Annotated in this window: 15 protein-coding genes; 8 read left to right on the top strand and 7 right to left on the bottom strand. The window is 48.4% G+C overall.

What is annotated here, in order from left to right; genetic code table 11:
- Positions 1-5: 5 nt before the first annotated feature.
- Together bsdC and AC07VD_RS17390 are read right to left on the bottom strand one after the other, a co-directional pair.
- Positions 6-1,427, bottom strand: coding sequence for a phenolic acid decarboxylase BsdC (gene bsdC, locus AC07VD_RS17395; RefSeq protein WP_024571633.1), 1,422 nt, complete (start codon positions 1,425-1,427; stop codon positions 6-8).
- 2 nt (positions 1,428-1,429) lie between these two features.
- The gene (locus tag AC07VD_RS17390; RefSeq protein WP_014478815.1) at positions 1,430-2,044 is read right to left on the bottom strand and encodes a non-oxidative hydroxyarylic acid decarboxylases subunit B; all 615 of its coding nucleotides are present in this window, start codon (positions 2,042-2,044) and stop codon (positions 1,430-1,432) included.
- 89 nt (positions 2,045-2,133) lie between these two features.
- Between AC07VD_RS17390 and bsdA the strand changes: the two genes are divergently transcribed.
- From bsdA to AC07VD_RS17360, 6 genes are all read left to right on the top strand, one after another.
- Entirely contained in the window at positions 2,134-3,006 is an 873-nt protein-coding gene (bsdA, locus tag AC07VD_RS17385) for a transcriptional regulator BsdA (RefSeq protein WP_003234533.1), read from the top strand.
- A 115-nt stretch (positions 3,007-3,121) separates the two neighbouring features.
- Complete coding sequence (tcyA, locus tag AC07VD_RS17380) at positions 3,122-3,928, top strand: cystine ABC transporter substrate-binding lipoprotein TcyA (protein ID WP_014475786.1); 807 nt, start codon at positions 3,122-3,124, stop codon at positions 3,926-3,928.
- Positions 3,915-4,619, top strand: coding sequence for a cystine ABC transporter permease TcyB (tcyB, locus tag AC07VD_RS17375; protein ID WP_003234541.1), 705 nt, complete (start codon positions 3,915-3,917; stop codon positions 4,617-4,619). The genes tcyA and tcyB overlap by 14 nt, the downstream gene beginning before the upstream one ends.
- 13 nt (positions 4,620-4,632) lie before the next feature.
- Positions 4,633-5,376, top strand: coding sequence for a cystine ABC transporter ATP-binding protein TcyC (gene tcyC, locus AC07VD_RS17370; RefSeq protein WP_003234543.1), 744 nt, complete (start codon positions 4,633-4,635; stop codon positions 5,374-5,376).
- 320 nt (positions 5,377-5,696) lie between these two features.
- Positions 5,697-6,344 (top strand): YczE/YyaS/YitT family protein, encoded by a 648-nt coding sequence (locus tag AC07VD_RS17365; protein WP_003234545.1) that lies wholly within the window; start codon positions 5,697-5,699, stop codon positions 6,342-6,344.
- Between the two features lie 104 nt (positions 6,345-6,448).
- A complete protein-coding gene (locus AC07VD_RS17360) occupies positions 6,449-7,123 on the top strand; it encodes a 4'-phosphopantetheinyl transferase (RefSeq protein ID WP_494721882.1) in 675 nt (224 codons plus the stop codon).
- On the opposite strand, the gene AC07VD_RS17355 is transcribed toward AC07VD_RS17360, so the two are convergent.
- The gene (locus AC07VD_RS17355) at positions 7,118-8,452 is read right to left on the bottom strand and encodes an aminotransferase-like domain-containing protein (protein WP_217020458.1); all 1,335 of its coding nucleotides are present in this window, start codon (positions 8,450-8,452) and stop codon (positions 7,118-7,120) included. The two genes, AC07VD_RS17360 and AC07VD_RS17355, sit on opposite strands and share 6 nt — an antisense overlap.
- Before the next feature lie 123 nt (positions 8,453-8,575).
- Here AC07VD_RS17355 and AC07VD_RS17350 point away from each other — a divergent pair, with 123 nt between their 5' ends.
- Together AC07VD_RS17350 and AC07VD_RS17345 are read left to right on the top strand one after the other, a co-directional pair.
- A complete protein-coding gene (locus AC07VD_RS17350) occupies positions 8,576-9,514 on the top strand; it encodes a DMT family transporter (RefSeq protein WP_494721881.1) in 939 nt (312 codons plus the stop codon).
- 53 nt (positions 9,515-9,567) lie between these two features.
- Positions 9,568-10,125, top strand: a complete 558-nt coding sequence (locus AC07VD_RS17345) for a YcxB family protein (RefSeq protein WP_124060097.1) — start codon at positions 9,568-9,570, stop codon at positions 10,123-10,125.
- 14 nt (positions 10,126-10,139) lie between these two features.
- On the opposite strand, the gene AC07VD_RS17340 is transcribed toward AC07VD_RS17345, so the two are convergent.
- The 4 genes from AC07VD_RS17340 to srfAB all read right to left on the bottom strand — a co-directional run bounded on the left by AC07VD_RS17340 (position 10,140) and on the right by srfAB (position 26,839).
- Positions 10,140-11,366: an MFS transporter gene (locus AC07VD_RS17340; protein WP_494721880.1), complete on the bottom strand. Its 1,227-nt coding sequence runs from the start codon at positions 11,364-11,366 to the stop codon at positions 10,140-10,142.
- A 100-nt stretch (positions 11,367-11,466) separates the two neighbouring features.
- Positions 11,467-12,195 carry a surfactin biosynthesis thioesterase SrfAD gene (gene srfAD / locus AC07VD_RS17335; RefSeq protein ID WP_185184456.1) on the bottom strand — a complete coding sequence of 243 codons (729 nt, stop codon included), beginning with the start codon at positions 12,193-12,195 and terminating at the stop codon, positions 11,467-11,469.
- Between the two features lie 28 nt (positions 12,196-12,223).
- A complete protein-coding gene (srfAC, locus tag AC07VD_RS17330) occupies positions 12,224-16,051 on the bottom strand; it encodes a surfactin non-ribosomal peptide synthetase SrfAC (protein ID WP_494721879.1) in 3,828 nt (1,275 codons plus the stop codon).
- A 36-nt stretch (positions 16,052-16,087) separates the two neighbouring features.
- On the bottom strand, positions 16,088-26,839 hold the full coding sequence (gene srfAB, locus AC07VD_RS17325; RefSeq protein ID WP_494721878.1) for a surfactin non-ribosomal peptide synthetase SrfAB: 10,752 nt from the start codon (positions 26,837-26,839) through the stop codon (positions 16,088-16,090).
- Positions 26,840-26,849: the final 10 nt, after the last annotated feature.

Genomic DNA, 26,849 nt, shown 5'->3' with positions numbered 1-26,849 from the left:
TTTCCTTATTTATTCATTAAGTCCATTAGTTTTTGTTCCCATTCTTTCGTTGTTAGCGGAGAATCAAGCGGCTGTGAATAATGGCCTCTTGTTTCCGGCGCAACCGGTGTAGTGGCGTCAAGAATCATTTTGTGAGTGATTCCTGATGGATTGGATCCCGGATCAAGCGGCAGGACAGATAAGTCCGGAATGATGACCGCATCGTGTTTCGGATGCATTTTGGTCGAAAGCGCCCACATGACCTGCGGAAGGTTGAATGGATCGACATCCTCATCAACGACAATGACCATTTTGCAGTAGCCGAGTCCGTGCGGCGTTGTGAGTGCGCGCATGCCGACCGCTTTCGCAAATCCGCCATAGCGGGTTTTTGTGGAAACAATCGCGATTAAACCGTGTGTGTACATGGCGTTCACTGCCACAATTTCGTTCGGGTACGCTTCTTTTAACTGCTGATAAAGCGGCACGCATGTGTTAATGCCGATCATGTAATCGCATTCTGTCCAAGGCATGCCTAAGTATAAATGTTCAAAGATCGGATTGTTTCTGTGATAGACGCGTTTAATTTTGATAATCGGCATGCTGCGTCCGCCGGAATAATGGCCTGTGAATTCACCGAACGGCCCTTCATATTCGCGCTCTCCGGCAATAATCTCACCTTCAAGCACCACTTCAGCGCCCCACGGAACATCCAGATCAGACAGCTTTGATTTGACGATGCGATATGGTTCGCCTTGAATCGCACCTGCCATTTCGTATTCTGATTGATCATAGAGAAGCGGAGTCGATGCCGCCGTTGTAATGACCGGCTCGCAGCCAAGCGCAATAGTGACCGGAAGATTGATGCCGCGTTCTTCAGCTTGGCGCAGATGGATTGCAATATCGTGCTGCGGGACAGGCTGAATGCCGAGACGGTCTTTTCCTTTGACCTGCATTCTGTAAATGCCGACATTTTGTTTGCCGAAGTTGTCAGGGTCTTCAAGATCACGGGAAATGACACATGCTTTGTCTAAATAGTAGCCTCCATCACCTTGGTTAATTCTGAAAAGAGGCAGTATATCGAACAAATTGATATCTTCTGTGATTTCATTTTCATGAAATGGCGCTGTTTCCTCACGTTTGACCTGCATCGGAAACTGGTCATAACGCTTTGCGAATTCAAAAAACTGTTCTTTTACCGGTGTGTCTTTCGGCATGCCCAGCATCATGGCATGGTTTGGCCAAGAGCCGATGACATTCATCGCAATTCGCGCGTTATGATAGCCGTAAATGTTGTTAAATAAGAGCGCAGGGCTTTTATCGCCAAGATTGCTGGCTGCCCGTGCGGCGGCCCCTAAATCCGGTTCCGGCTTTACCTCTTCATTCACTGTAAGCAGCTGTCCTTCTTTTTCAAGGGCAGCGAGAAATTCTCTGAAATCTTGATAAGCCATGATCAAGCTCCTCCTTTTTGTTTTTCAATCCCATTCCAGCGCTTCGCTTCAGGAAGCCGAATGCCGAATTGGTCCAACGTTCTAAAAACAATATGGTCAACCATTTCCTCTAAGCTGCTCGGCTGATTATAAAATGCCGGCATCGGAGGAAGAATGATGGTGCCCATTTTCGTAAGCGCTAGCATATTTTCGAGATGAATTTGGTTCAAAGGCGTCTCTCTCGTTAAGAGGACGAGTTTTTTTCTCTCCTTGAGCATGACATCCGCCGCACGTGTCAGCAGATTATCCGCCATTCCGGTGCGAATGCTTGCGAGAGACTTCATGCTGCACGGCGCAACAATCATTCCATCGGTATCAAACGACCCGCTTGAAATGGCTGCCGCCTGATCCTTATGTGAGTAAGTGTATGTGGCCAGTTGTTCTACTTCTTGTAACGTATAGCCTGTTTCGTGTTTGATCGTGACGTTTGCCCAAGGAGACACAACGAGATGGGTTTCCACTCCGGCGGCCTTCAGCCACTGCAGCAGCCTGACCCCGAAAATGGCCCCTGTTGCCCCTGTCATTCCGACAACGAGTTTCACTTTGCCCCCTCCTTTACGCTTGAATTCTGCTTTCATTTCAATCATACTCCTGATATATCCATATGAAAAATATCTATTAAATCTATAATTAATACCTATAAGGTATGATAAGGAGGCGCTTTCTTTTGGATATTCGCCAGCTTCGATACTTCATTACCATTGCCCAAGAACAGAAAATTACGTCCGCAGCCAAAAAGCTTCACATGGCGCAGCCGCCTTTAAGCAGGCAGCTCAAACAGCTGGAGGACGAACTTGGTGTTGTTCTGTTTGACCGTAACAAGAAAAAACAAATGACTCTTACATATGAAGGAGCTGTTTTTCTAAAAAGAGCAAAAGAGATTCTGCATAGGTTTGAAGATGCAGTCATTGAGGTACAGGAGCTGAAGGAGGAAGTAGCCGGCACACTTGCCGTGGGATCAACGATTTATTGCGCGGCTCTGATGCTTGAAAAAGTAACACAGATCAAAGAGAGATACCCCCATCTCACCTTTAATATTTGGGAAAATGAACCCGCGACACTGTTGGAACTGCTGGAAAGCCGGCAAATCGATGCGGCGGTCACGACAACACTGATCAAAAGTGACACAGTACAATTCAAACAGCTTGATGACATTCCATGTGTGCTCGTGCTTTCAGATGAAGCCGGATATCCGTGCGGAGACACCATTAAGATGGAGGACATTCCTTCATTTCCGCTGATCCTGCTGCGGCCTGTCAACGGAAAAGGCGTCTATAATCAGGTCATGAATGAATTTCATCGTTTGAACCTGGAGCCGCGCATTGTTTGTGAATGCCACGACTCTGCAACTTTGCTCAGCCTCGTGTCATCCGGATTCGGCGCGTCTATTTTGCCTGTCACAATGATTCCCGTTCATATGAGAAATCACGTTCACACCGTCCATATCGAAAATAATCCCTTCATTATGACACCAGCTGTCATGTGGAGAACGGACAGTTATTTGCCTAAACCGGCACAGCAATTTTTGGATTTATTTTAAAAGATTTTGCCTTATGAAAACCAATTACTTGACTCATACTAAAAAAAAGTTATCCTTTAGATTTGTAAGCTAATTTTTTATTTCAATAAAATCAACCAGAAAAGTGGGGAATAAGATGAAAAAAGCATTATTGGCTTTATTCATGGTCGTAAGTATTGCAGCTCTTGCAGCTTGCGGAGCAGGAAATGACAATCAGTCAAAAGATAATGCCAAAGATGGCGATCTTTGGGCTTCAATTAAGAAAAAAGGTGTGCTCACAGTCGGAACGGAAGGAACATATGAGCCGTTCACTTACCACGACAAAGACACTGATAAACTGACTGGCTATGATGTCGAAGTTATCACAGAAGTCGCAAAACGCCTCGGGCTTAAAGTCGACTTTAAGGAAACACAGTGGGACAGTATGTTTGCCGGCCTGAATTCCAAACGGTTTGACGTTGTTGCCAACCAAGTCGGAAAAACAGATCGTGAAAATCAATATGATTTCTCAGATAAATACACAACATCAAGAGCCGTTGTCGTAACGAAAAAAGACAACAACGATATTAAGTCTGAAGCAGATGTAAAAGGAAAAACGTCAGCTCAATCACTGACAAGCAACTACAACAAATTAGCTACAAACGCCGGCGCTAAAGTAGAAGGCGTTGAAGGTATGGCGCAGGCCCTTCAAATGATCCAGCAAGGCCGCGTCGATATGACATACAACGATAAGCTTGCCGTATTGAACTACTTAAAAACATCTGGCAATAAAAACGTGAAAATCGCGTTTGAAACAGGTGAGCCTCAGTCAACATATTTCACGTTCCGTAAAGGAAGCGGCGAGGTTGTTGATCAAGTCAACAAAGCATTAAAAGAAATGAAAGAGGACGGGACTCTTTCTAAAATTTCTAAAAAATGGTTCGGCGAAGATGTTTCTAAATAATCTGCCGGCATTGACGCTAGGCACGGCGATCCCGTGGGATCTGGTGCAGCAGTCATTCTGGCCGATACTTTCAGGGGGAATCTACTATACGATTCCCCTTACGATTCTTTCCTTTATATTCGGAATGATCCTGGCGCTGATTACGGCGCTTGCCAGAATGTCGAAAGTGAGACCTTTGAGATGGGTGTTCAGCGTATACGTATCCGCAATACGCGGCACTCCTCTTCTCGTTCAATTGTTCATCATTTTCTATCTGTTCCCGGCCTTTAACGTCACATTAGATCCATTTCCAAGCGCAGTTATCGCCTTTTCATTAAACGTCGGCGCCTATGCATCTGAAATCATTCGGGCATCTATTTTATCCGTGCCGAAAGGGCAATGGGAAGCCGGCTACACAATTGGCATGACACATCAAAAAACGCTGTTCCGCGTCATTTTGCCGCAGGCGTTTCGTGTGTCGATCCCGCCATTATCCAATACCTTTATCAGCCTGATTAAAGATACATCCCTCGCCTCTCAAATTCTGGTCGCTGAGCTGTTCAGAAAAGCCCAGGAAATCGGCGCGCGGAATCTTGATCAAATTTTAGTGATCTATATTGAAGCAGCCTTTATTTATTGGATTATCTGCTTCCTGCTCTCACTCGTCCAGCATGTCATCGAACGGCGTCTTGACCGCTACGTGGCCAAATAAGGAGGTTCCGAGTATGCTTACCGTTAAAGGATTAAACAAATCATTCGGTGAAAATGAAATTTTAAAAAAGATAGATATGAAGATTGAAAAAGGAAAAGTCATCGCCATACTTGGGCCTTCAGGTTCAGGGAAAACGACGCTGCTCCGCTGCCTGAACGCTCTGGAGATCCCGAATCGCGGAGAGCTTGCATTTGATGATTTCTCCATCGATTTCTCTAAAAAGGTGAAACAGGCGGATATCCTAAAGCTTCGCCGAAAATCTGGAATGGTGTTTCAGGCGTATCACCTGTTCCCGCACCGCACAGCCCTCGAAAACGTGATGGAGGGCCCTATTCAGGTGCAAAAACGGAACAAAGAGGAAGTCAGAAAAGAAGCGATTCAGCTTCTTGATAAAGTCGGATTGAAGGACAAAATGGATTTATATCCGTTCCAGCTTTCCGGCGGCCAGCAGCAGCGCGTCGGCATCGCCCGCGCACTGGCGATTCAGCCTGAGCTCATGCTGTTTGACGAACCGACCTCAGCGCTTGATCCCGAGCTTGTCGGAGAGGTGCTGAAGGTTATCAAGGACTTGGCCAATGAAGGCTGGACCATGGTCGTCGTGACCCACGAAATCAAGTTCGCGCAGGAAGTTGCGGATGAAGTCATCTTCATCGACGGCGGCGTTATCGTGGAGCAAGGACCGCCGGAGCAAATTTTTTCCGCACCAAAAGAAGAACGGACACAGCGGTTCTTAAACCGGATTTTGAACCCGCTGTAATAAGAAAAACAGGGCGTCAGCGCCCTGTTTCAGATTATTGACAAAATCCTAAAACGATTTTCGTTTTAGGATTTTGTGATTTTCAGCGTGATTGAAAACCTTTGAAGTCTAGGAAGGGCGAGCATTGGAGCACAGCGAATGTTAAATTCGTGAGCACCGAAGCACAGGCCTGACAACGAATGCAAGGGTTTGCCAACACGCTGAAACAGGGCGCCTGCGGCGGCCCTGTTTTTTTGTTGAGCCCCTTTCGCCTATTCCGCCCTTCTGTCAGATGTGCTACAATGACAATCGACTGATTTTTACGAAAGAAGGGACCTCACGTGAAGCAAGAACTTGTTCTGCGCTGGACATTTTATTTTGCCGGTTTGATCATTTTGGCTTTTGGTGTATCCCTGACGATAGAAGGAAAAGCACTCGGCATTAGTCCGTGGGATGCATTTCATTACAGCCTGTTTCAGCACTTCGGGCTTACCGTCGGCCAGTGGTCCATCATTATTGGAGCGCTCATCGTCGGATTCACGTCATTGTTTACGAGAGCTTGGCCGAAAATTGGGGCCCTCCTGAATATGGTGCTCATTGGTGTATTTATAGATTTTTTCAATTTCATTCTGCCTGCCCCCTCGACCTACACAGGCTCGATCATCGTCTTCTCTCTAGGCGTGGTGCTGATTGGTTACGGCGTCGGTGTTTATGTATCAGCAGGCCTTGGCGCGGGGCCGCGTGATTCACTGATGATGCTGATTACAGAAAAAACCGGCTGGAATGTGCAATGGGTGCGGAACGGCATGGAATTAACCATTTTGTTTGCGGCATGGGGCATGGGCGGACCGATCGGTTTTGGCACCATTTTGACCGCCATCCTCACCGGACTTATTTTGCGTTTTTCATTGCCCCAGTCAATCCAGTTGCTGAATTATGCTGTGGCAAGGCGGACAGCCGCTGTGAAAGCATCTCCGCCTGTACACTAAAACAAAGCCGCCTTGGCTTTGTTTTTTTATTTTCTCCTCTATATGAGTCTTGTGGAAGTATGATAGGATGGTTTTGACAATCTTTTGCAGACGGAGGATCTAGAATGAAGATTTACGGAATTTATATGGACCGCCCGCTTTCACAGGAAGAAAATGAACGGTTCATGTCTTTCATATCACCTGAAAAACGGGAGAAATGCCGGAGATTTTATCATAAAGAAGATGCTCACCGCACCCTGCTGGGAGATGTGCTCGTTCGCTCAGTCATAAGCAGGCAGTATCAGTTGGACAAATCCGATATCCGCTTTAGCATGCAGGAATACGGGAAGCCGTGCATCCCTGATCTTCCCGACGCTCATTTCAATATTTCTCACTCCGGCCGCTGGGTCATTTGCGCGTTTGATTCACAGCCGATCGGCATAGATATCGAAAAAACGAAACCGATCAGTCTTGAGATCGCCAAGCGCTTCTTTTCAAAAACAGAGTACAGCGACCTTTTAGCAAAAGACAAGGACGAGCAGACAGACTATTTTTATCATCTATGGTCAATGAAAGAAAGCTTTATCAAACAGGAAGGCAAAGGCTTATCGCTTCCGCTTGATTCCTTTTCAGTGCGCCTGCATCAGGACGGACAAGTATCCATTGAGCTTCCGGACAGCCATTCCCCATGCTATATCAAAACGTATGAGGTCGATCCCGGCTACAAAATGGCTGTATGCGCCGCACACCCTGATTTCCCCGAGGATATCACAATGGTCTCGTACGAAGAGCTTTTATAAATGGCTCATCAACAGCTTGACACCGCGCTCAATATCTTCCGTTTTCACATTGGAAATATTGATTTTTAATAGATTTTCTTTCTGATAATCTGATAAATAATGACGGTCTATCGCCTCAAGGATCACCCCTTGTTTTTTCAGCCTATGAATCACTCTTGAGGCGGGCAGATCCTGAGGAAGCACCAGATGGGTGTGCATACAGGGTGCCTGCCCGCTGGAGAACGTAAAGCGGCCGCTTCCCAGCTGCCTGTGTGTTTGAATGGCTTGATGTAGCCTCAGCGACCGCTCTTTATAAGAATTTCTGATTTTCTCCTTATGCCTGCCGTACATACCGCTTTTCAGGTAAATCTCCAATGCCGCTTGAGAAATCATCGAACAGTCGATGTCGTTCAGCTTTTTGTACGCATAGAACGTGTCAGTCAGCGCTTCGGGCAAAACAGCCGCCCCCACGCGAAGGCCGGGGAACATCATTTTCGAGAAGCTTTTCAAATAGATGACATGTGAGGACAGATCATATGCGTACAGCGGATCTGCCTTTTTATTTTCCTCCAGATCACCGAGGTAATCATCCTCAACGAGGTAGACATCATACGCTTCTGCCAGTCTCACAAGCTCCTGTTTATCACGCTCTGACAAAGAGCAGCCAAGCGGGTTATGGAAGCGGGGCATCGTATAAAAAAATTTAATCGATTCTGTTTGAAATAACCGCTCAACCTCGGCTATATCAAGCCCTTCTTCCGTTCGTTTCACCCCGATGGCGGGAATCCCAAGCGTCTCAAGCTGTTCGACCATCAAATGGTAGCCCGGCTGTTCAATGGCGATCTTCTCTTTCCCATTTGGGAACGGCATGGCACAAAGCAAGGATAACGCCTGCTGGACACCTGATGTAATGAAAATATGCCTTTCATCCGCAAATACCTGTTGATTGGCCAAGAGCTTTCGGAGTACGCGGATGAGTGAGGGAAGCCCCTTTGGCGTCCCATAAATAAACAAATCGTTTTTGTATGTATCAATCGCTTTGTTGATGCAGTGCTGAAAATCAAGATACGGAAACACATCTGGGTCCGGCGCAGATGTGGCAAAGTCGATGGGGCCAGGCTGCCCGCTTCTTGATTTCCCTGTCTTTTTCACAATATAATAGCCGCTTTTCGGAACAGAATAGATAAGGTGGCGCTTTTCCAGCTCCTGCAGCGCGCGGATCACTGTGCTTTTGCTGACTTGGTAGCGGGCGGACAGCTGACGGATAGATGGAAGCCTGTCTCCTTCTTGATAGGCGGTGCTTTGCATCATCTCCTCTATCCTCGTTAATAGACTCATATATTTCTCCATGCCTTCTCCCCCTGTTTTGTACCGGTACAGTTCATTGTTTTTCTCATTGTACCGTTCTGACCGCGGCCATACAATAAAGGGAGCGACCGGCGCTGCAATTCAGGTAAAGGAGCCCTTCCCATTATGGTTAAACATCAGCAAGCCTCCGCTTATATAGCGGCTATTTTATATTCGTTCATTATCGGTTTATCCTTTCTATTCGTAAAAATCGCACTGCAAACAGCAGAGCCGTTTGATATTTTGGCGCATCGGTTCACCATTGCGTTTGCTGCGGCCACTATACCGATCTTATTCGGCTGGGTAAAGCTATCAATCCGCATAAAGGACGTCATTGACATTTTGCCGCTCGCCCTGCTGTATCCCGCGTTATTTTTCAGCTTTCAGGCATTCGGCCTTGTGTACTCGTCCTCCTCTGAAGCGGGAATTATTCAGGCAGCCATTCCGATTTTCACGATGGTCTTTGCCGCTTATGTTTTAAAGGAACGCCCAACGTGGACGCAAAAGGGGTTCACGGTTTTATCCGTTGCCGGCGTCATGTTTATTTTTGTGATGAAAGGCGTTGACGTGGAATCAGCCAGCTTAAAAGGGTCTTTGCTGATCCTATTGTCCGCTTTGTCTTCAGCGATGTACAATACTGCTGCCAGAAAAATGACGCAGCGGTTCAAGCTGACCGAGCTCACCTACATCATGTCAGCCATCGGCTTTGTCGTCTTCAACGCCATCGCCCTTGTGCGTCACGGAGCGGCGGGAACAGTCGGCACTTATTTTCTGCCGTTCCGGGAGCCCGGCTTCGTTCTCGCCATTGTGTATTTGGGCGTGCTGTCTTCACTTGTCACTTCATTTCTGTCTAACTATACGCTGTCGCGAATTGAGGCGTTTAAAATGAGCGCTTTTAATCATGTATCTACCATTGTGACGATGATTGCAGGAGTTGTGATTCTCAACGAAAGCCTGGCCTGGTATCATCTTGCCGGGGCTGTTTGTATTATGATTGGCGTGGTGGGGAGCAATATCAATCTGGAGAAAAAAACAAAGCGCCCTGGTATGCCTGCAAAAAAATGAGAAATTATGCTAGACTAAAAGGAAAAACATGGTTAGAGGTGTAGGTTTACCGTATGATTCAATATGCTAGTGAAAGTATCAATCTTCCAGGAGAAATCACTTTTAAGGATGTAAGAGAAATCTTTTTTTATCAAATCGCAAAAATATCATGCTTTTACTTTCTATTGTTTTGCGCCATATTTGCTGCAGTTAACTTCATTAACGGATGGCCCCGTATCGTTTATGGAAGTGACGCGCTTAACTTGTTTATGAACAGTATGTTGATTATCGTGATGTCCGTTCTGTTTACACTGCTGCTCCTCCTTCTTCTATATGTGAAGTTTTCCAGAGCATACAAGAAGAACGAACGGATGAAATCCAAAAGAACATATACTCTGAACCAAGAAGGAATTCGTATATGTTCTAAAAAATATGACCTCATTTTCAATTGGAATGAAATCACAGCTGTTTTCGAATATAAGAATATCTTCCGCATCAATACATCCAGCAGCCAATATATTGCGATCCCAAAACATTTTTTTCATTCCGAAGTGGAGATGAACAGATTCAAGGAGATTATCCTTAAAAATACCGAAACAAAAAAACTCAAATTTAAAAAGGATCAGCATTGACAGTGCTGATCCTTTTATATTGATTGGTGGGTTTCTTTTGCCTTTTGTTTATCTAAAAACGGCACCAGCTCTATTACAGCCGATAAACCCACAAACACGATGCACACAGCGACAATCAGCAAATAACCATGAGTCATGTCAAAAAACAAACCGCCCGCATACACGCTGAGAGCTCCGGCAACCTGATGGATAAAGAAATTGATGCCTAACAGCGATCCGATCAATCCTGTTTGATAGCTTTCCGAAATTGACGCCGCGGTCAGCGGGATCACGCCTGTGTAACTGAGCCCGAATAACAGGATAAACCCGAAGTACCAAAGGTCGCTTTGATGAATTCCGAGAATGGGAATGAGCAGGCAAATGAGGCTGAGCAGCCGAATGAAAAATAAGATGGATAGCATGACGCTTCTGCTCCCGAGGAGATCAGACAGCCAGCCTGCCAATAATCCGCCAATGATGATAAACGCCCCGAACGCGGCCATCATTCCGTTGACATGAGAGACATGCGCATCCTTAAGTATCGGGACGAGGTGAGCATCAATAATTCCCATTGTAAATCCGCAAGTAAACACGCCGAAGTACAGGATATGAATGAGGCGGGATTGCTTCATCACGTTCCAAAACCCCCGCCAATCATAAGATTTTTTCACAGACTCCGCTTGCGCATACGGCGGGTGCTTCATCCCAAAGACGAGGAGCGGCAGCAGAACAGCCGCCATGACGATTCCCAAAATCGTATAGGTGCTCTGCCAGCCGGCATGATACGGAGCCGCAGCCCAAATGGGCGAGAGAAGCAGCAGGCCCGCAGAGTTGGCATTGGTCAAAATAGCAAGCGCCAGACCTTTGTGTATGTCAAACCAACGGCTGATGAAATACTGGGTCGTCACGCCGACCGCGCAGGAATAGCCGCTTCCGCCAAGCACACCGTAAATGGCGGAAAACACATGAACATTCGGTGAATAAGGAAGCACCAAAAAGCTTGCGCTGATGCAGACAGCTCCAAGCGCCATAATTTTTCTGACACTGAAACGGTCGATAAAAAAACCGACAAAAAACTGGACGATGCCGGTTGTGATCATAAAAATGCTGACAGAAACCGAGATCAGCGACCTGTCGGCATGGAAGGCATCCGCCATTGGCAGCATAAAAAATTGAAAGGAATTTCTGAATGAGTTCATTCCGATGGCGAAAACAAACGTAAACAGCAATACAAACCATTTCATCCTGGGAGACGTGCGCATGTTTCGACCTTCCTTTATTTGAGTATTTCGACTATTATATCATGCAAAAATTGGCATTCAACACAAAAAAAGCGGAACAGCCGAAGCTGTCCGCTTTTGATCACGGTTGAATGATCGGATGCTGATTCAAGATCGCAAAAATCCGTTCTGCGACTTCTTCCGTTTGTGACAGCAGGAACATGTGCCCGCCGTCAAATTGATGGAATGTGATGTCTTTTGCCCACTTCTTCCAGCCTTCCGCATCTCGTATGCAGTTTTTATCATCAAGCCCGTTAAAGACATGAACAGGCGACTGAATCTGGGCCAGATCGTAAAGCTCAAATTGTTCAAGAGCCCGGTAATCTGATCGGAAAGAAGGCAGGAAAAAGGACATGACCTCCTTATTTTCAACAAGCTCTGCGGGCATTCCGCCTAATTGGATAATATGATCGAGAAACTGATCATCAGGCAGGTGGGACACTTTCTTCCGCTGAATATGAGGCGGCTGGATTGCAGAAATGATAACCGCCTGCGGAAAGACGCCTTCACGCTCAAGCTTTTGCGCCAGCCTGAAGGTGATCATTCCGCCCATACTGTGTCCGAACAGCACAAACGGCCGATCAGGGCGAAGGTTCAGTTCTTGCTTGTACAAATCCGTCAGCTCTTCGAGATCCTCAATGGCTGACGTTTGATTCGTGCCGTGTCCCGGCGGCTCGGCAGCGAGCATCTCGCACTCCCCCTGCAAAAAAGCATGGAGAGGACGAAACGACGCCGAATAGCCGCCGGCAAACGGAAAACAGATGAGCTGTGTTTTTTCCGACGCATCAAATGATTTGAAGAGTTGGCTCATTGGCTGTCTCCTCCTTTCATCACTTCATTTATGAAACCGTTACGGTTTGTGTATTAAGAAATTCGAGCAAAATCCCGGCATTCCTATCTAGCGTTTCGCCCTGCAGCATTTCTGCGTGTGTTCCGAAGCCTCTTTTCACACGGTAAGCACCTGTTGTAGCTTCTTCCCATGATGCAAGCCATTCCGGCATGTCAAAATCAGCGCCGGAAGTCAACAGATCAATATCTGCTTTCACCTGGCCTGTGCTGATCAGGTTGACGTAGTATGAGTAAAAGGCATGTGTTTTTTGCTTGAGGCCTTGTTTGACGGCTTCGCTGTTGAGCGCTTCATTGTCCCGATTGACATTCATCAACGCTTCGACATCACTTTCAACCGTGCGTCCGTCCAGATCACTGACACCTTGTTTTTTATAGGAATCGACCATGATGATCCGCTGAACAATACGGCCTTGTTCCTCAAGCTTTTTCGCAGCTTCAAACGCCAGGCTGCATCCCGCTGAATATCCAAACAATGTTAAAGGCCCTTCCGGCTGCAGCTTCTGGATCAAATCCGCATAGCGGTCAAGCCGGTCTTCCTCCTCAATAAAATCAAAGGCGCACAGCTTGTATGACGGCAAGCGGCTGGACAGATTTTGGTACATAAGGCCATAGCCCAAGACCGGCGGAAATGCGAAAATGATCTGCTCCTGATCCTGATTCATTATCGTTACATCCTGCAAGCCATCAGGGCCCCCGTTTTTCAAATACGCTGAAATACCGGCGATCGTCGGCGCTTCAAACAAAAGCTTTACTGGAAGATCAATCCCGAGCTCTTTCTTGATGCGGGAAGCGGCGGTCATGGCCTTCAAGGAATGCCCTCCGAGCGCAAAGAAATCGTCATGAATGCCAATTTGCTTTCTGCCGAGAACCTCAGACCAGATTTGTGCGATTATTTCTTCCATCTCGTTCCGCGGTCCGATCCATTCTTCCGCCAGCTGATCCTGATCAGGTTTTGGGAGCAGCCGTTTATTGACTTTCCCGTTCGTCGTTAAAGGAAGCTCATCCAAGAAGGTAAAGGTTTGCGGCACCATGTAAGCAGGAAGCTGTTTTTTCAGGTGCGCCTTCACGTCTTCAGCTGAAAGCTGCGTTCGGTTCACAAGGTAGGCATTGATTGATGCATCGCCAGACTCAGGGCGGTCCGCCACAACGACCGCATCTTTCACACCTGGGTATTCCTGCAGCTGCTTTTCGATTTCTTCAAGCTCAATCCGGTGTCCCCGTATTTTGACCTGGTCGTCAATACGGCCGGCGTATTCAATCGTTCCATCCGGCAGCCAGCGCGCTAAATCCCCTGTGCGGTAAAGCGTTTCTCCCGGCTTGAACGGGTTGTTAATAAACTTTTCCTTCGTGAGGTCAGCACGATTTACATACCCTTTTGACACGCCCATTCCGCTGATGCACAGTTCACCGACCGCCCCGAATGGCTGGAGCTGGCTTTGCTCGTTCAGAATATAAACACTGGCATTGCTGATCGGCTTTCCAATCGGCAATGAGGAGATGGAATCCGGCAGATCATGCACGACGTGAGCTGTCGCAAACACTGTTCCCTCAGTCGGCCCGTAGCAGTTAATCAGCTTGCCCGGCCCCATGACCCGCAGCGCTTTTCTGACATGAGGCACTGAGGCGCGCTCTCCGCCGAATAACACGCAGCGAAGCCCCTTCATCCAATCCTCTCCCGCATCTGTGAGAAGATTAAATAGTGCGGTTGTCGCAAACATGACATTGACATTCTCTTGCAGGATCAGATCTGTGAGCCGTTCTGTATCAAGCAGCGTATGTTCATCTGCGATAATGAGCCGTGCCGCATTCAGCATAGAAGCATAGAAATCAAAAGTAAATGCGTCAAAGGCGTAATTCGAAACAGACAAGAACGTATCCTGATCAGAAAATGCCATGTAGTCTACATGCTTGACCAAACCCTGAATATTGGCATGAGTGGTCATATTGCCCTTTGGCTTTCCGGTTGTGCCGGACGTGTACATGATATATGCCGGATCATTAGGATCAATCGCGGTTGCAGGATCGCTTGCCTGTTCTTCAAACCGTGTTTGATCATCAATGAAGAGCGTTGTGCCTGTATACGGCAGCTCAGCCGCTTGTTCTTTCATCTCCTGATGCGTCAGAAGACAGGCTGCCGCACTGTCAGCCAGCATATACGAGATTCGGTCCTCTGGCAGCTTCGGATCAACCGGCAGATAGGCTGCTCCCGCCTTTAATACACCGAGAATGCCGATCACCAATTCAAGTGAGCGCTTCGTGTACAGCGCTACAACAGAGCCTTTGCCCGCACCGTGTTTTTGCAGCCGGCGTGCAAGGCGGTTCGCTTCCTCATCTAATTCGCGATAAGACAGGGTCTGGCCGGCATACGTAAGCGCCGGCGCATCCGGATTGACGTTCACTGATTCCTTGAACCAATCCGTCAGAGGCTTTGTTTCATGAGCTTGAGCCGGCGGGTTTAAGCCGGTTAGCAAAAATTCTCTCTCCCTGTCGTCAACGAGGTTGATCGTGCTGACAGGCTGATCCGGATTCTGGATGAGCTGCTGAATTGCTGTGAGAAGCTGAGATTTCAAGCGCAGGATAAACGCCTCATCAAACACATTCTCATTATAGGCAAGCTTAATCAGCATCTCATCTCCCGGGGAAGCCATCAGGTTGAGATCATAATTCGACTTCTCAAAAACATGAACATCCACCATATCAAAGCCGTTTTCACTGCTTTCTTCATTTTTCGCATCCTGAAGCGGATAGTTCTCAAAAACAATGATGTGGTCAATCAGTTTCGGCTGATCGGCCTGGCTTTGGATGTCATAAAGCGGCACATATTGATGCGGCTCAGACTGCAGCGATTGCTCCTGCAGCTGCTTGAGCAAGCCGTTAAATGTGATACCCTCAGACAGCTTCACACGTCTCGGGACAACGTTGATAAACAGCCCGACCATATGTTCAACGCCTTTGATTTCCGCGGGACGCCCTGAAACAACTGTACCGAAGGCCAAATCGCCAGACTGCTGATAGCGGCTGATCAATACGCTCCAGACTGCCTGCAGCGCTGTACTTAAAGTGGTATGCTGCGATTTTGCAAGCTCGGTAAAGGCCTTTGTTTCCGCCTCCGGCAGTGAAAAGAGCAGCTCTTTCGGCTCATAGCCGTCCTTTTGTTTCTTTCTTTGCTCCGCAAACGTCGTTTGTCCTTCAAAGTCCTCTAAATATTCGCGCCAGTAACGCAGTGATGCTTGTTTATCCTGCTTTTCAAGCCACTTGATGTAGTCTTTATACGGTTTGACGGGCGGCAGGCTGTACGGCTTTTGTTCGCGCAGAGCATTGTATACCTTAAATAGATCCTGTACGACGATGCCGAAGCACCATCCGTCCAAAATAATGTGGTGGTAGCTCCACACCCATTCAAAGCTTTCTTCAGCTTTCTTGAAAATGGCTGCCCGCATCGGAATATCCCGCGTCAAATCAAAACCCCTGATCTTATCCTGTTCTTTGTACTCATTGATTTTGGCTGTTTGCTCGCTGCCCGTTAAGTGTGTCAGATCGATTTCTTCTATATGGAACTGCCGTTTTTTCAATACGACTTGGACAGGCCTTTTTACTTTTTCGTGAATGAACACGGTACGAAATACATCGTACCGGTCCATGATCACATTCATGCTTTCTTCAAGACATTTGATATTCAAGCTGCCTTTTACTTTCATCGTGATTTGTTCAAGGTAAAAGCTTTGGCCGGGATTCAGGATGGCATGAAAAAGCATCCCTTCCTGCATCGGCGATAGGTAATACATATCTTGAACCTGATCCTTGCTAAATTGACTCATATGTTTCGCTCCCGCCTTCTGTAATTCCCTTGCGTTTTATTTTAAATTCTCCTCAAGCATGTCAAAGATATCTCCCATCTCGTCCATTTCAAGGTCTTCGGTGCTAAAGTCGCTTGGTGTGAATTCCTTGTCTTCTTTTTCCGTGCAATGGCGGATTAGCATCAGGAGGTTTTCTTTAAACCGTTCCATTTGCTCCTCGACTGTAGCTCTTTCAAACTCCTTCTCATTGTAGGAGCAGGAAAGCACAAACCGGCCGTTTCTGATCATGCCGCTGAAGCTTAAAGCGTACAGCGCCTCTGATTCTCCGCTTACTTGGCGCCCCATATCGAAAGCGGACGGTTCAAAGAAATCGGTTTTGACTTCACTGTCGAATTGGCCCAAATAGTTGAAGCTGATCTCCGGTGTGAAGCCCTTTGTTTCCGCTGTTTCTGTGAAATAACGAAGAATGCCGTAGCCAACACCTTTGTCCGGAATGCGGCGCAGGTTTTCTTTGACTGTTTTGATCACAGCTGAGGCATCTGCTTCAGATATGTCGAGCACAACAGGGTATTGTGCCGTAAACCAGCCGACCGTTCTGGAGATATTCACATTCGGGATGATGTCCTCCCGGCCGTGTCCCTCAAGGTTAATGCCAATTTTGGCCCCCTTTGTCCATTCTTTCATTGTCAAACCGAGCGCGCTGAGAAGAATATCGTTGATTTCAGTTCCATATGGCTGATGAACATCTGTTAAAAGATGCTTAGTGTCTTCTTCCGTTAATTCACATAGGACGGATGATGTATCCTTGACGATCCGCTGCACAGTTTCACAATCCTTCGGTAAAGGAGAAACCTGTTCAGCGGCAATTTGCGACCAGTATTCAGCCTGCTGTAAAAGATGCGCTGATTGGCTGAATGCCGCCAGTTCTTCCGCCCAATCCTTGAAGGAGTTTGTTTTTTGCGGGAAGACAAGGCTCTCTTCTTTCTCAGCCTGCATGTAGCCTGAAGCAAAGTCTTCAAGCAAAATCCGCCATGACACACCGTCGACCACCAGATGGTGTACAGCAATGAGCAGGTGATCCCCAGCTTCTGTGCGATATTGCTCCGCCTTTAAAAGCGGCCCGTTTCGCAGATCGAGACTGCTTTGCAGCTTGTTCGCGAGAATTTTAATCTGGCTTCTCAGCATCTCTTCATCGGAGCCGTACAGATCCACGATTTCAAAGCTGACTTTGCTTTCGCTGATTGGTTTATATGCTTGCAGGATCTCTCCGTTCTCCTCACGATAGACCATGCGGAGCGCGTCATGATGCTCGATCAGCGCCTGCAATGTTTTCTCCACCCGTTCAGGATCAAAGCCCTTCTTGGCGTGAAGCATCACCGATTGGTTCCAGTGGTGCTTGTTCGTGAAGTTCTTTTCAAAGAACCAGCGCTGGATCGGCGTCAGGATGACTTCGCCCTCCACCGGGCCTTGGTCTGCCTGTTTGCCTTCGGCACGCTCTACATATTGGGTAAGCTCCTCGATCGTCGGATGCTGGAAGAGATCTTTCATTTCCAGCTTCCAGCCGTGCTGGTTCAAGCGGCTCGCCATTTGAATTCCTTTGATGGAATCTCCGCCAAGCGAGAAGAAATTGTCGGTGACACCGACTTCAGACAATCCAAGCACGTCCTGCCAGATGCCGGCAAGCAGCTCTTCCATGTCGGTCGTCGGCGCTTTGTATTCTCCGCTTCCCGATTCGATGTCCGGGTCAGGTAAGGCTTTGCGGTCCACTTTGCCGTTTGCCGTAACCGGAAGCTCGTTCAGCGTCACCCAGAACGCCGGGATCATGTAATCCGGCAGGGTTTCCTTCAGTGCTGATTTCAGTGCTTCTATGTCAGCTGTTTCCGGTGTGACATACGCCGCGATCGCTGTGTTGCCTCCTTTATCCTTGACAGCTGTCACCGCCGCATCCTGCACCTCAGAAAGCTGTGCGAGCTGGACTTCAATTTCTGAGAGCTCGATCCGGTAGCCGCGGACCTTGACCTGCTGGTCGATCCGGCCGATGTATTCGATGCCGCCGCCCGTCCATTTCACCAAATCGCCGGTGCGGTACATGCGCTCACCCGGCACAAACGGATCAGCGACAAACCGCTTCGCGGTTTCGTCTTCTCGATTCAGATAGCCGCGTGCCAGTCCGCGCCCCGCCACGCAAAGCTCTCCGGCTACGCCTTCCGGCTGCACCTGATTGCCCTCTCCGAGAATGTATACTCTCGTATTGGCAATGGCCCTTCCGATGGAAAGCGAGCCTTCCTCCGGATGGATTTCTGCGCTTGTGGCAACGACCGTATTTTCTGTCGGCCCGTAGTTATTGACGAGTGTGTACGGCTTTTTCACTGCGCGCTTCAGCTTGTCTCCTCCGGTCAAGAGGACGCGAAGTGATGTGTTCTCAAGCTCCATGAACTGTTCCGCAAGCTGTGTCGGCAGGAACGTGATCGTTACGCCGTTCGTTTCAAAATAATCGTTCAGGCGGACGATATCGAGGCGGATCGCTTCATCAATGACGTGAAGCTCAGCGCCGATCGTCCAGGTCGGGAACATCTCCCAAATGGAAGCGTCAAATCCAAAGCCTGCGTACTTCGCACTGCGGTCCTCCGCTGTCATACCGAACGCGTCGTGGTGCCAGAAGCACAGGTTCACAAGCGCATGGTGCTCGACCATGACACCCTTCGGCTGTCCGGTCGTTCCAGACGTGTAAATCATGTACGCCAAGTTCTCCGCGGTTACAGCCGTCTCTGGATTTCCCTCGTCGTTTTCATCAAGCGGCAGGCTTAGAATCGTGCGGCTTCCGTCGAGAAGAATGACATCTCCCGTATAGCTGTCCGGCACTGAAATGCCTTCCTGTTTCAAGAGAAGTCTCGCGCCGCTGTCCTGTAAAATATACTCAATCCGCTGATCCGGATAGTCAGGATCAATCGGCACAAACGCCGCTCCGGCTTTCAAGACGCCGAGCACCGCGGCGGACATTTCAAGCGACGGCTTCGTGAGAACGCCGACGCGGTCATCCGGGCTGATGCCGCAGTCCATCAGAATCCGCGCGAGACGGTTTGCCTTCGCATTCAGCTCGCCGTACGTCCAAGACTGGCCGTTGTATGTGACAGCCGGGCGGTCTTTGTGGCGCTGGACAGTCTCTTCGAATAGCTGATGAACCGTTTTGTCTGTCGGCACAGGCAGCGATTTGCCCTTCCATGCCTCAAGAAGCGCTTGCTTTTCTGTCTCGGTGACGAGTGACAGGCTGGAAAGCGGCTGGTTCGGGTTATCCGCAACAGCCTTTAGTAGCCGCAGAACGTATTCGCTCCATTTTTCAGCTGTTTCTTTTGCGAACAGATCTGTCGCATATTCGAGCTGCAAGCCAATGCCATTTTCATCAGTAAATCCGCCCAGTGTCAGATCAAACTTAGAAGTTCCCTGATGAGCCTCATAAGGTGAAATGCTCAGATTTTGCAATGTAAGCTGTTCTTTATCAGGGTTTTCTGTCGTCACCATCACATTAAACAATGGGTTTCGGCTCATATCCCGAGGGAGATCAAGCTGATTAACCAGATCTTCAAACGGATACTCCTGATGCTCAAGCGCTGACAGGTTCGTCTGCTTTGCTTGCTCCAAAAGCTCCGCAAATGTTTGCTGTTCTTTCGCTTCCATTCTCAGGGCAAGTGTATTGACGAACATTCCCGGCATGTCCTGAACATCAGCATTCGTCCGGCCGGCAGTAACGGAGCCGATGACGATATCCCGCTGTCCGGAAATTTTGCTTAAAAAGACGTGGAAAACAGCATGGAGCACCATGTGCAAGGTCGTTCCGGTTTCCGCAAGCAGTTTTTCTACCGCCTTTGCCGTCTCACTTCCCGTACGGAAACGGATCGTATCTCCTTTAAAGCTTTGCACAGGCGGACGGGCGTAATCGAGCGGGAGATCAAGCTCTGGCAGCTCGCCTGAAAGAACTGACATCCAGTACGCCTCATGCTCCTTCATCCGTTCTTTTTGCTCAGCTTCATGTTGCCAAACGGCGAAATCTTTATAATGAAGCGCCGGCTCCGGAAGCTGCTCTCCTTTGTAAAGCAGCGCCAATTCTTTTACAAAGATGCCTCTTGAGACGCCGTCTGCGATGATATGATGCATATCTAAAAGCAGCAAATGTTTTTTCGCTTCTATTCGAAGCAAAGCTGCGCGAATGAGCGGTGCGTCGTTTAAGTCGAATGGCCGGATAAATTCCTTAATCTTTTGGTCCGCTTCGTCTTCTTTAGCTTCAAACACATGAAGATCAACCTCCGCCTTCTCAATGATGCGCTGAACAGGCTCACCATTAGCTTCCATAAATGACGTCCGCAATGATTCGTGACGGTTCACAAGCTGATTGAGTGAATCGCGCAGGCGCGAAATATCAAGCTCTCCTTCCATTAGAAGAACAGATGGCATGTTGTAGCTTATCGTCTGGCGGTCAAGCTGATTGAGCACGTACATCCGTTTCTGTGCGGATGACAATGGATACATAGCCTGCTTGTCAGCCGGTTTGAGTACTTGATGGCCGCCTGAAACGGCAGACGCCTCCATATAAGCCGCCAGCTGGCGAACAGTCGGCTGCTCGAACAGTGCTTTAAGCGGTACGCTTTTCTCCAATTCCGCCTGAATGTTGGCAATCAGCATCATCCCTTTTAATGAATGGCCGCCTAAATCGAAAAAATTGTCGTCAATGCCGATGGCTTCTATGCCAAGCGTTTTCTGCCAAATGCGGCATAAGCTTTCTTCAAGCGCTGTCTCCGGTGCGGCCAAGGCCTTGCCTCCGGATTGTGCCGCGTTCGGCTTCGGCAAAGCGTTTCTGTCGGTTTTTCCGTTTGCCGTCAGCGGAATCGCGTCAACCTGCACAAAGAAAGCAGGAATCATATGAGACGGCAGTGTTAGGGAAAGCTGGTTCCGGAGCTCTGCTTTTTCAATAGCTTGATCCGACGTATAATACGCGCAAAGCTCTTGAAGACCGCCCTCGGAAACTGCTAGTACAACCGCTTCTTGAATTACGCTGAGGCTGAGCATGACCGTTTCAATTTCTTTCGGCTCAATGCGGTAGCCGCGGATTTTCACCTGATCATCAGCCCGGCCGATAAATGCAAGCGTACCGTCAGAAAGTCTTCGTACGACATCTCCGGTTTTGTACATGAGGCTTCCCCGCGAATATGGATTTTCTACAAATCTCTCGGCTGTCAGCTGAGGCCTGTTGAGATACCCTCTCGCAAGCCCCTGTCCCGTGATATAGAGCTGTCCGCTCGCTCCCGGCGGCACAAGCTTCAATGCTTCATTTAAGACAAGCGCGCCGGCATTCGTAATCGGCCGTCCGATTGTCGGGCGTTTCGCAAATGCATCCGGTTCAGACAGATCAACCCGCCCGGCGATGGCGCCGATCGTTGCTTCTGTCGGGCCGTAGTGATTGATAAATTCGGTATGTCCATACATCTTACGGAAGGCGAGAACATCAGTCGGGATGATTTTTTCTCCTCCCAAGACGATCAAGCGCAAGGATTCAAAGTTCGCATCTTTTGCAAAACTGGCGGTGTTCACTATTGTATGGAACAGAGACGGTGTCAGTTTGATATAAGTGATCCCATGCTCCTTGATATAGTGCGCTATTTCATCCGGCGCCGTATAGGTTTCCTTCTGGACGATATGGAGCTCGCCCCCGCCCAGAAGTACAGGGAACATGCTCGTATAGCCAAGGTCAAATGCGTAAGATGAAAGCAATACAGTCTTATCATTTTCCGTCAGGCTCGCCTCTTCACTAAACCAAGAGACATAGTTTGTCAGATTGCGATGCTCAATCTGCACGCCCTTTGGCTTTCCGGTCGTACCGGACGTATAAATGACGTATGCAAGATTGCGAGACCCGGAAATGGATGATGGGCGCTCCTTGCTTTCATTTCTCCATTTACCGTCATCAAGGCTGACGATTGTCCCTTCATATTGCCCAATAGCCGTCATGTTTCTTTCATTCACGACCGCAAATTTTGCTCCGCTGTCCTCTAATGAATAACGGATTCGTTCTTCAGGTGTATCAGGATCAATCGGAAGGAAAGCTGCCCCCGCCTTCATGACACCGAGAATCGATACCATGACTTCAGCTGACCGGTCCATAACAATCGCGACAATGTCTTCATTTCCTGCCCCTTGGGCACGAAGATGATGCGCCAGCTGGTTCGCCTGTTCATCAAGCTCGCGATAGGTCAGCAGATTTCCGCCAGCCTTCACCGCAGGATGGTCAGGTGTTTGCTGGGCCTGTTTTTCAAAAAGTGCTGCAAAGGTTGCTTCGGTAATTTGAGTCATATGTCTTTCTTCTAGCAAAGCAGCCGTTTCTGCAGATGAAAGCAGATCTACATCAGACAGCCGAACGTTTGGATTAGCCGCAGCCGCTTTGATGATATTGACAAAGTGGCGGCTCCAGCGGCGGATCGTCTCGTCCTTAAACAAGGCAGTCGCATAGTCAAAGCTTAGGCCGATATCCTCTTCACGCTCGACCGCTTCCAAGGAAAGATCAAATTTCGCAACATGATGAAGCATGGAATACGAGGAAATCTTCAAATCTCCTAATCTTAATGAAGGAATCTCCATATTCTGCATGTTGAACATCACGCTGAACAGCGGACTTCTGCTTGTATCCCTTGTAAGCGGAAGCTTTTCAATCAGCTCCTCAAGCGGATAGCTCTGGTGCTCGAATGCTTGAAGGCTGGCTGTTTTGACCTCTTCAAGGAATTGCGCGAAGGTTTTATCTCCCGCTGGTGCCGTTCTGAGTGCCACCGTGTTGACAAACATACCCGGCACACCTTGCAGATCAGGATGTGTTCTGCCAGCTGTCGGCGAGCCGACAATGATATCATCCTGTGACGCGTACTTGGAAAGGAGTACATTGAACGCCGCCAGCAAAAACATGTACATTGTCGTATCTGTTTCTGCCATGAGCGATTTGATTTGAGCCGTGATTTGCTTATCAAGCCCAAACATCACGCGCTCTCCCGCAAAGCTCCGTTCAGCAGGCCGCTCGAAATCCGCGGGAAGATCCAGTATTGGCAGTTCGCCTTTAAAGACATCGAGCCAGTATTCCTCATCTTTTTGATAATCAGTTTGTTCTTTGTGCCAAACTGCGTAATCTTTATAGTGAATTTGTGGCAGTTCCAGATCTGCGCCTTGATATATTTTGGCAAGATCACCGATTAGAATGCCTGTTGAACTTCCGTCAGTAATAATATGATGCATATCAATGAGCAGCAGGTAGCGTTTTTCTTCCAGCTGGACAAGCTTCGAACGGACGAGCGGCGCGCGGTTTAATTCAAACGGCTGAACAAATTCTTTGATTATCTCTTCCGCGTCTTCTTCCCGTCCCTTGGCAGCCTCCAGCTGGAACGATATGTTTTTATGAACGGTTTGCACAACCTCTCCGTCGATTATGTCAAACGATGTACGGAGGATTTCGTGCCGGTTGATTAATTGCTGAATCGCGTTTTCAAGCCGGTCTTTATCTACTTCTCCCTCCAGCAGAAGTACAGCGGGGACGTTGTAGCTTGTGTTTGCTTGTCCAAGCTGATTGAGAATATACATTCTCCGCTGGGCCGGGGATACAGGATAATGCTGCTGATAAGATGCTTGCCTGATCGATTCAAACGTCTGCTCCTCCTTGCTTTCGTTCTCTTCCAAATACAGTGCCAGTTCTTGAATAGTCGGCTTTTCAAAAAGCACTTTTATCGGAACTTCCTTATGAAAATGCTCTTGAATTTTCGCCGTCATCATCATCGCTTTCAAAGAATGGCCGCCGATCATAAAGAAGTTATCGGTAACGCCTGCTTTGACGCCGAGTATTCCTTCCCAGATCTCCGCTAATTTCTTTTCACTCTCTGTTTCTGGTGCTGCGTATTCCGGCTGCACGGCTTCTGATTGCGGTGCAGGCAGTTCCTTTTTGTTGATTTTCCCGTTTGGCGTAAGCGGCAGGCTGTCCATTTGAATCAGGTGGGCAGGGACCATATAGTCAGGCAAAGACTGAGACAGTGTTTTTCTCAGCTCACTCACAGCCACTTCACGATCCGCTGTGAAGTACGCGCAAATTTCATTTTCATCCGCTTTGTTCTTGCGGATGATCACCGCAGCCTCTGTCACATGCTCAGCCATGTTCAGTTTTGTTTCAATTTCGCCAAGCTCAATTCGGAAGCCGCGCACCTTTACTTGGTTGTCGATTCTGCCTAAAAATTCGATATTGCCGTCCGGCAGCCATCTTGCCAAGTCACCAGTGCGGTAAATTCTCTCACCCGGTCTGAACGGGTCTTCGAGAAATTGCTTTTCTGTCAGCTCAGTGAGATTGACATACCCACGCGCTACACCGATTCCGCCTACGCAAAGCTCACCAGGCGCGCCGATTGGCTGCAGGCATTGCTGCTCATCCATGATGTAGGCAGTGGAATTTCCGATCGGCTTCCCGATTGGGATAGAGCCGCCATACTCGTGGTCGATCAGAAAACTGGTTGAAAACGTCGTGTTTTCTGTCGGGCCGTATCCGTTCCACAATGAAAGCGACGGCGATGCCTGTTTTACTTTGCTGACAATATGCGGGACAAGGGCATCTCCGCCGATGATTAAATGGCGCAGGTTGCCGAACATACCCGCATCCTTTGCGGCAAGCTGGTTGAATAAAGGTGATGTCAGCCACATCGTCGAGATTCTTTGCTCACGCAGAAATGCAGCAAATTGTTTCGCATCAAGCAGCGTCTCTTTTTTGACCGGATAAAGCGCTGCGCCATTCAGCAGTGCGCCGAATACCTCAAACGTTCCGGCATCAAAGCTGACAGCTCCCGTTTGCGCCATGCGGTCCTCTTCAGTAACAGGAACGTACCCGGCATTTTTGACGAGGCGCAGAATGCTTTTATGTTCGATCATGACGCCTTTCGGTTTGCCCGTTGAACCGGATGTGTACATGATGTACGCCAAATCAGACGGGGCGGATGGCAGGTTGAGATTGTCAGCCGCTTCACTCTCTTCAAAGCCTATGTCCAGTGTAAGAACCGGCACTTGCAGCTGATGTGCCTGCCCTGTATAAGAATTTCCGGTCAAAACCATTCGAACGGAGCTGTCCTCTGCCATGAAACGAAGACGATCCCCAGGAAGCGCTGGATCAAGCGGCACATATGCGGCGCCTGCTTTTAAAACAGCCAGCATGCCGACAACGGTTTCTACTGAGCGGTCGTTCATAATCGCTGCTGTTTCCCCTTTTTGAAGCCCTTGTTCGACAAGCTTTCTCGCCAGACGGTTAGCCGCTGCATTCAGCTCGCGGTACGTCAGCTCGGTTCCTTCATATACGACGGCAGTGCTCGCCGGCGTCCGTTTCGCTTGCTCTTCAAACACCTGATGAACAGCCATTCCTTCAGGGAGTTCGGCTTTCGTGCTGTTAAACACCTCGACAATTTGCCGGTGCTCTTCGTCTCCAACAAGCCCGTACTCACGCACAAAAGCGGCCGGCTGATCGACAGCTGCTTCCATCATGCGGGTAAGGTGCTCCGCTGTCCGTTCGATAAAAGCGGAATCAAAGGCGGCTCCGTTATATTTAATTTTGACGGTCCATGTTTTGCCTGGATACACAATCAGGTTGAAATCGAAGCTCGTTTGTTCAAATGCGCTTTCTACCTTAATCGAAAACCCGAGGCGGTCTTCCATGCTGCCGTTTTCAAGCTCTTGATCAAGCGGATAATTTTCAAACGCGACCAGATGGTTTAAGAGATTGCCATCAAGGGCTGAGCGTTTTTGAATCTCATAGAGCGGCACGTAATCGTAACGCTCTGCCTCTACTGCATGCTGCTGAACAGCTGTGAAAATATCAGCGAATGCAGCATCTCGTTCAACTTTCACCCGCACCGGAATAGTGTTGATAAACAGCCCCGCCATCGTTTCAATTCCGTTGATTTCAGACGGCCTTCCTGAGACGACCGTTCCGAAGACAACATCATCCGTAAAGTTGTATTTGCTGAGAACAATGCCCCAAACGGCCTGAAATAGGTTAGGCCCTGTCACTTGATGGAGGTTTGCGGTTTTCTGAATGCGGGCAACCAGTGTTTCATCCCATGTAAAGGAATATTCTTTATTGACGTATTCGTCTTTTTTTACAGGCAGGCGGCCCAGGAGCACGCTTGGCTGTTCAAAACCCGCCAAGCGCTCGCTCCAGTAGCTCTCCGCTTCTTCATTGTCCTGTTTTCCAAGCCATTTGATGTAGTCGGAGTAAGGCTTGCCTTGACCGTTTGCAGGTGTCCTTCCTGCTCTGAGCGCTTCATAGTTTTGGAACAGGCTTTTCATGAGGACGCCCATGCTCCAGCCGTCCATCATAATATGATGATTGCTCCAGACAAGATACAGCTGATCTGCAGCAAGGCGGAAAACCGCTACCTTGAACAAAATGTCTTTTGCCAGGTTAAAGCCTTGGCGCTGAACGTCTTGTTTGTAACGCTCAATGTGCTCTTTCTGGCGGTTCTCGTCTGCATGACTGATATCCTCATAATGCACCTTTGTTTTGCGTTCCGCTAACACGACCTGACGCGGTTTTTGCAGCTGCTGATGCACAAATACCGTACGGAGAATATCGTATGACCGAATCAGTTCATTGACGCTTTTCTCAAAGATTTCAAGATCAAAAGCGCCGTGAATCCCAAGCTCTAATTGTGTGAAGTACGAGGAAGAATGCGGATCAAGCATCGCATGATACAGCATTCCCTCCTGCATTGGTGTCAGTGCGTACACCTTTTGAATCGATTTTTTGCTCATATGCCACCTC

It is taken from the genome of Bacillus sp. GW821-FHT01G09, assembly GCF_059422205.1.
This window is presented reverse-complemented; position numbering and strand designations above follow the sequence as displayed.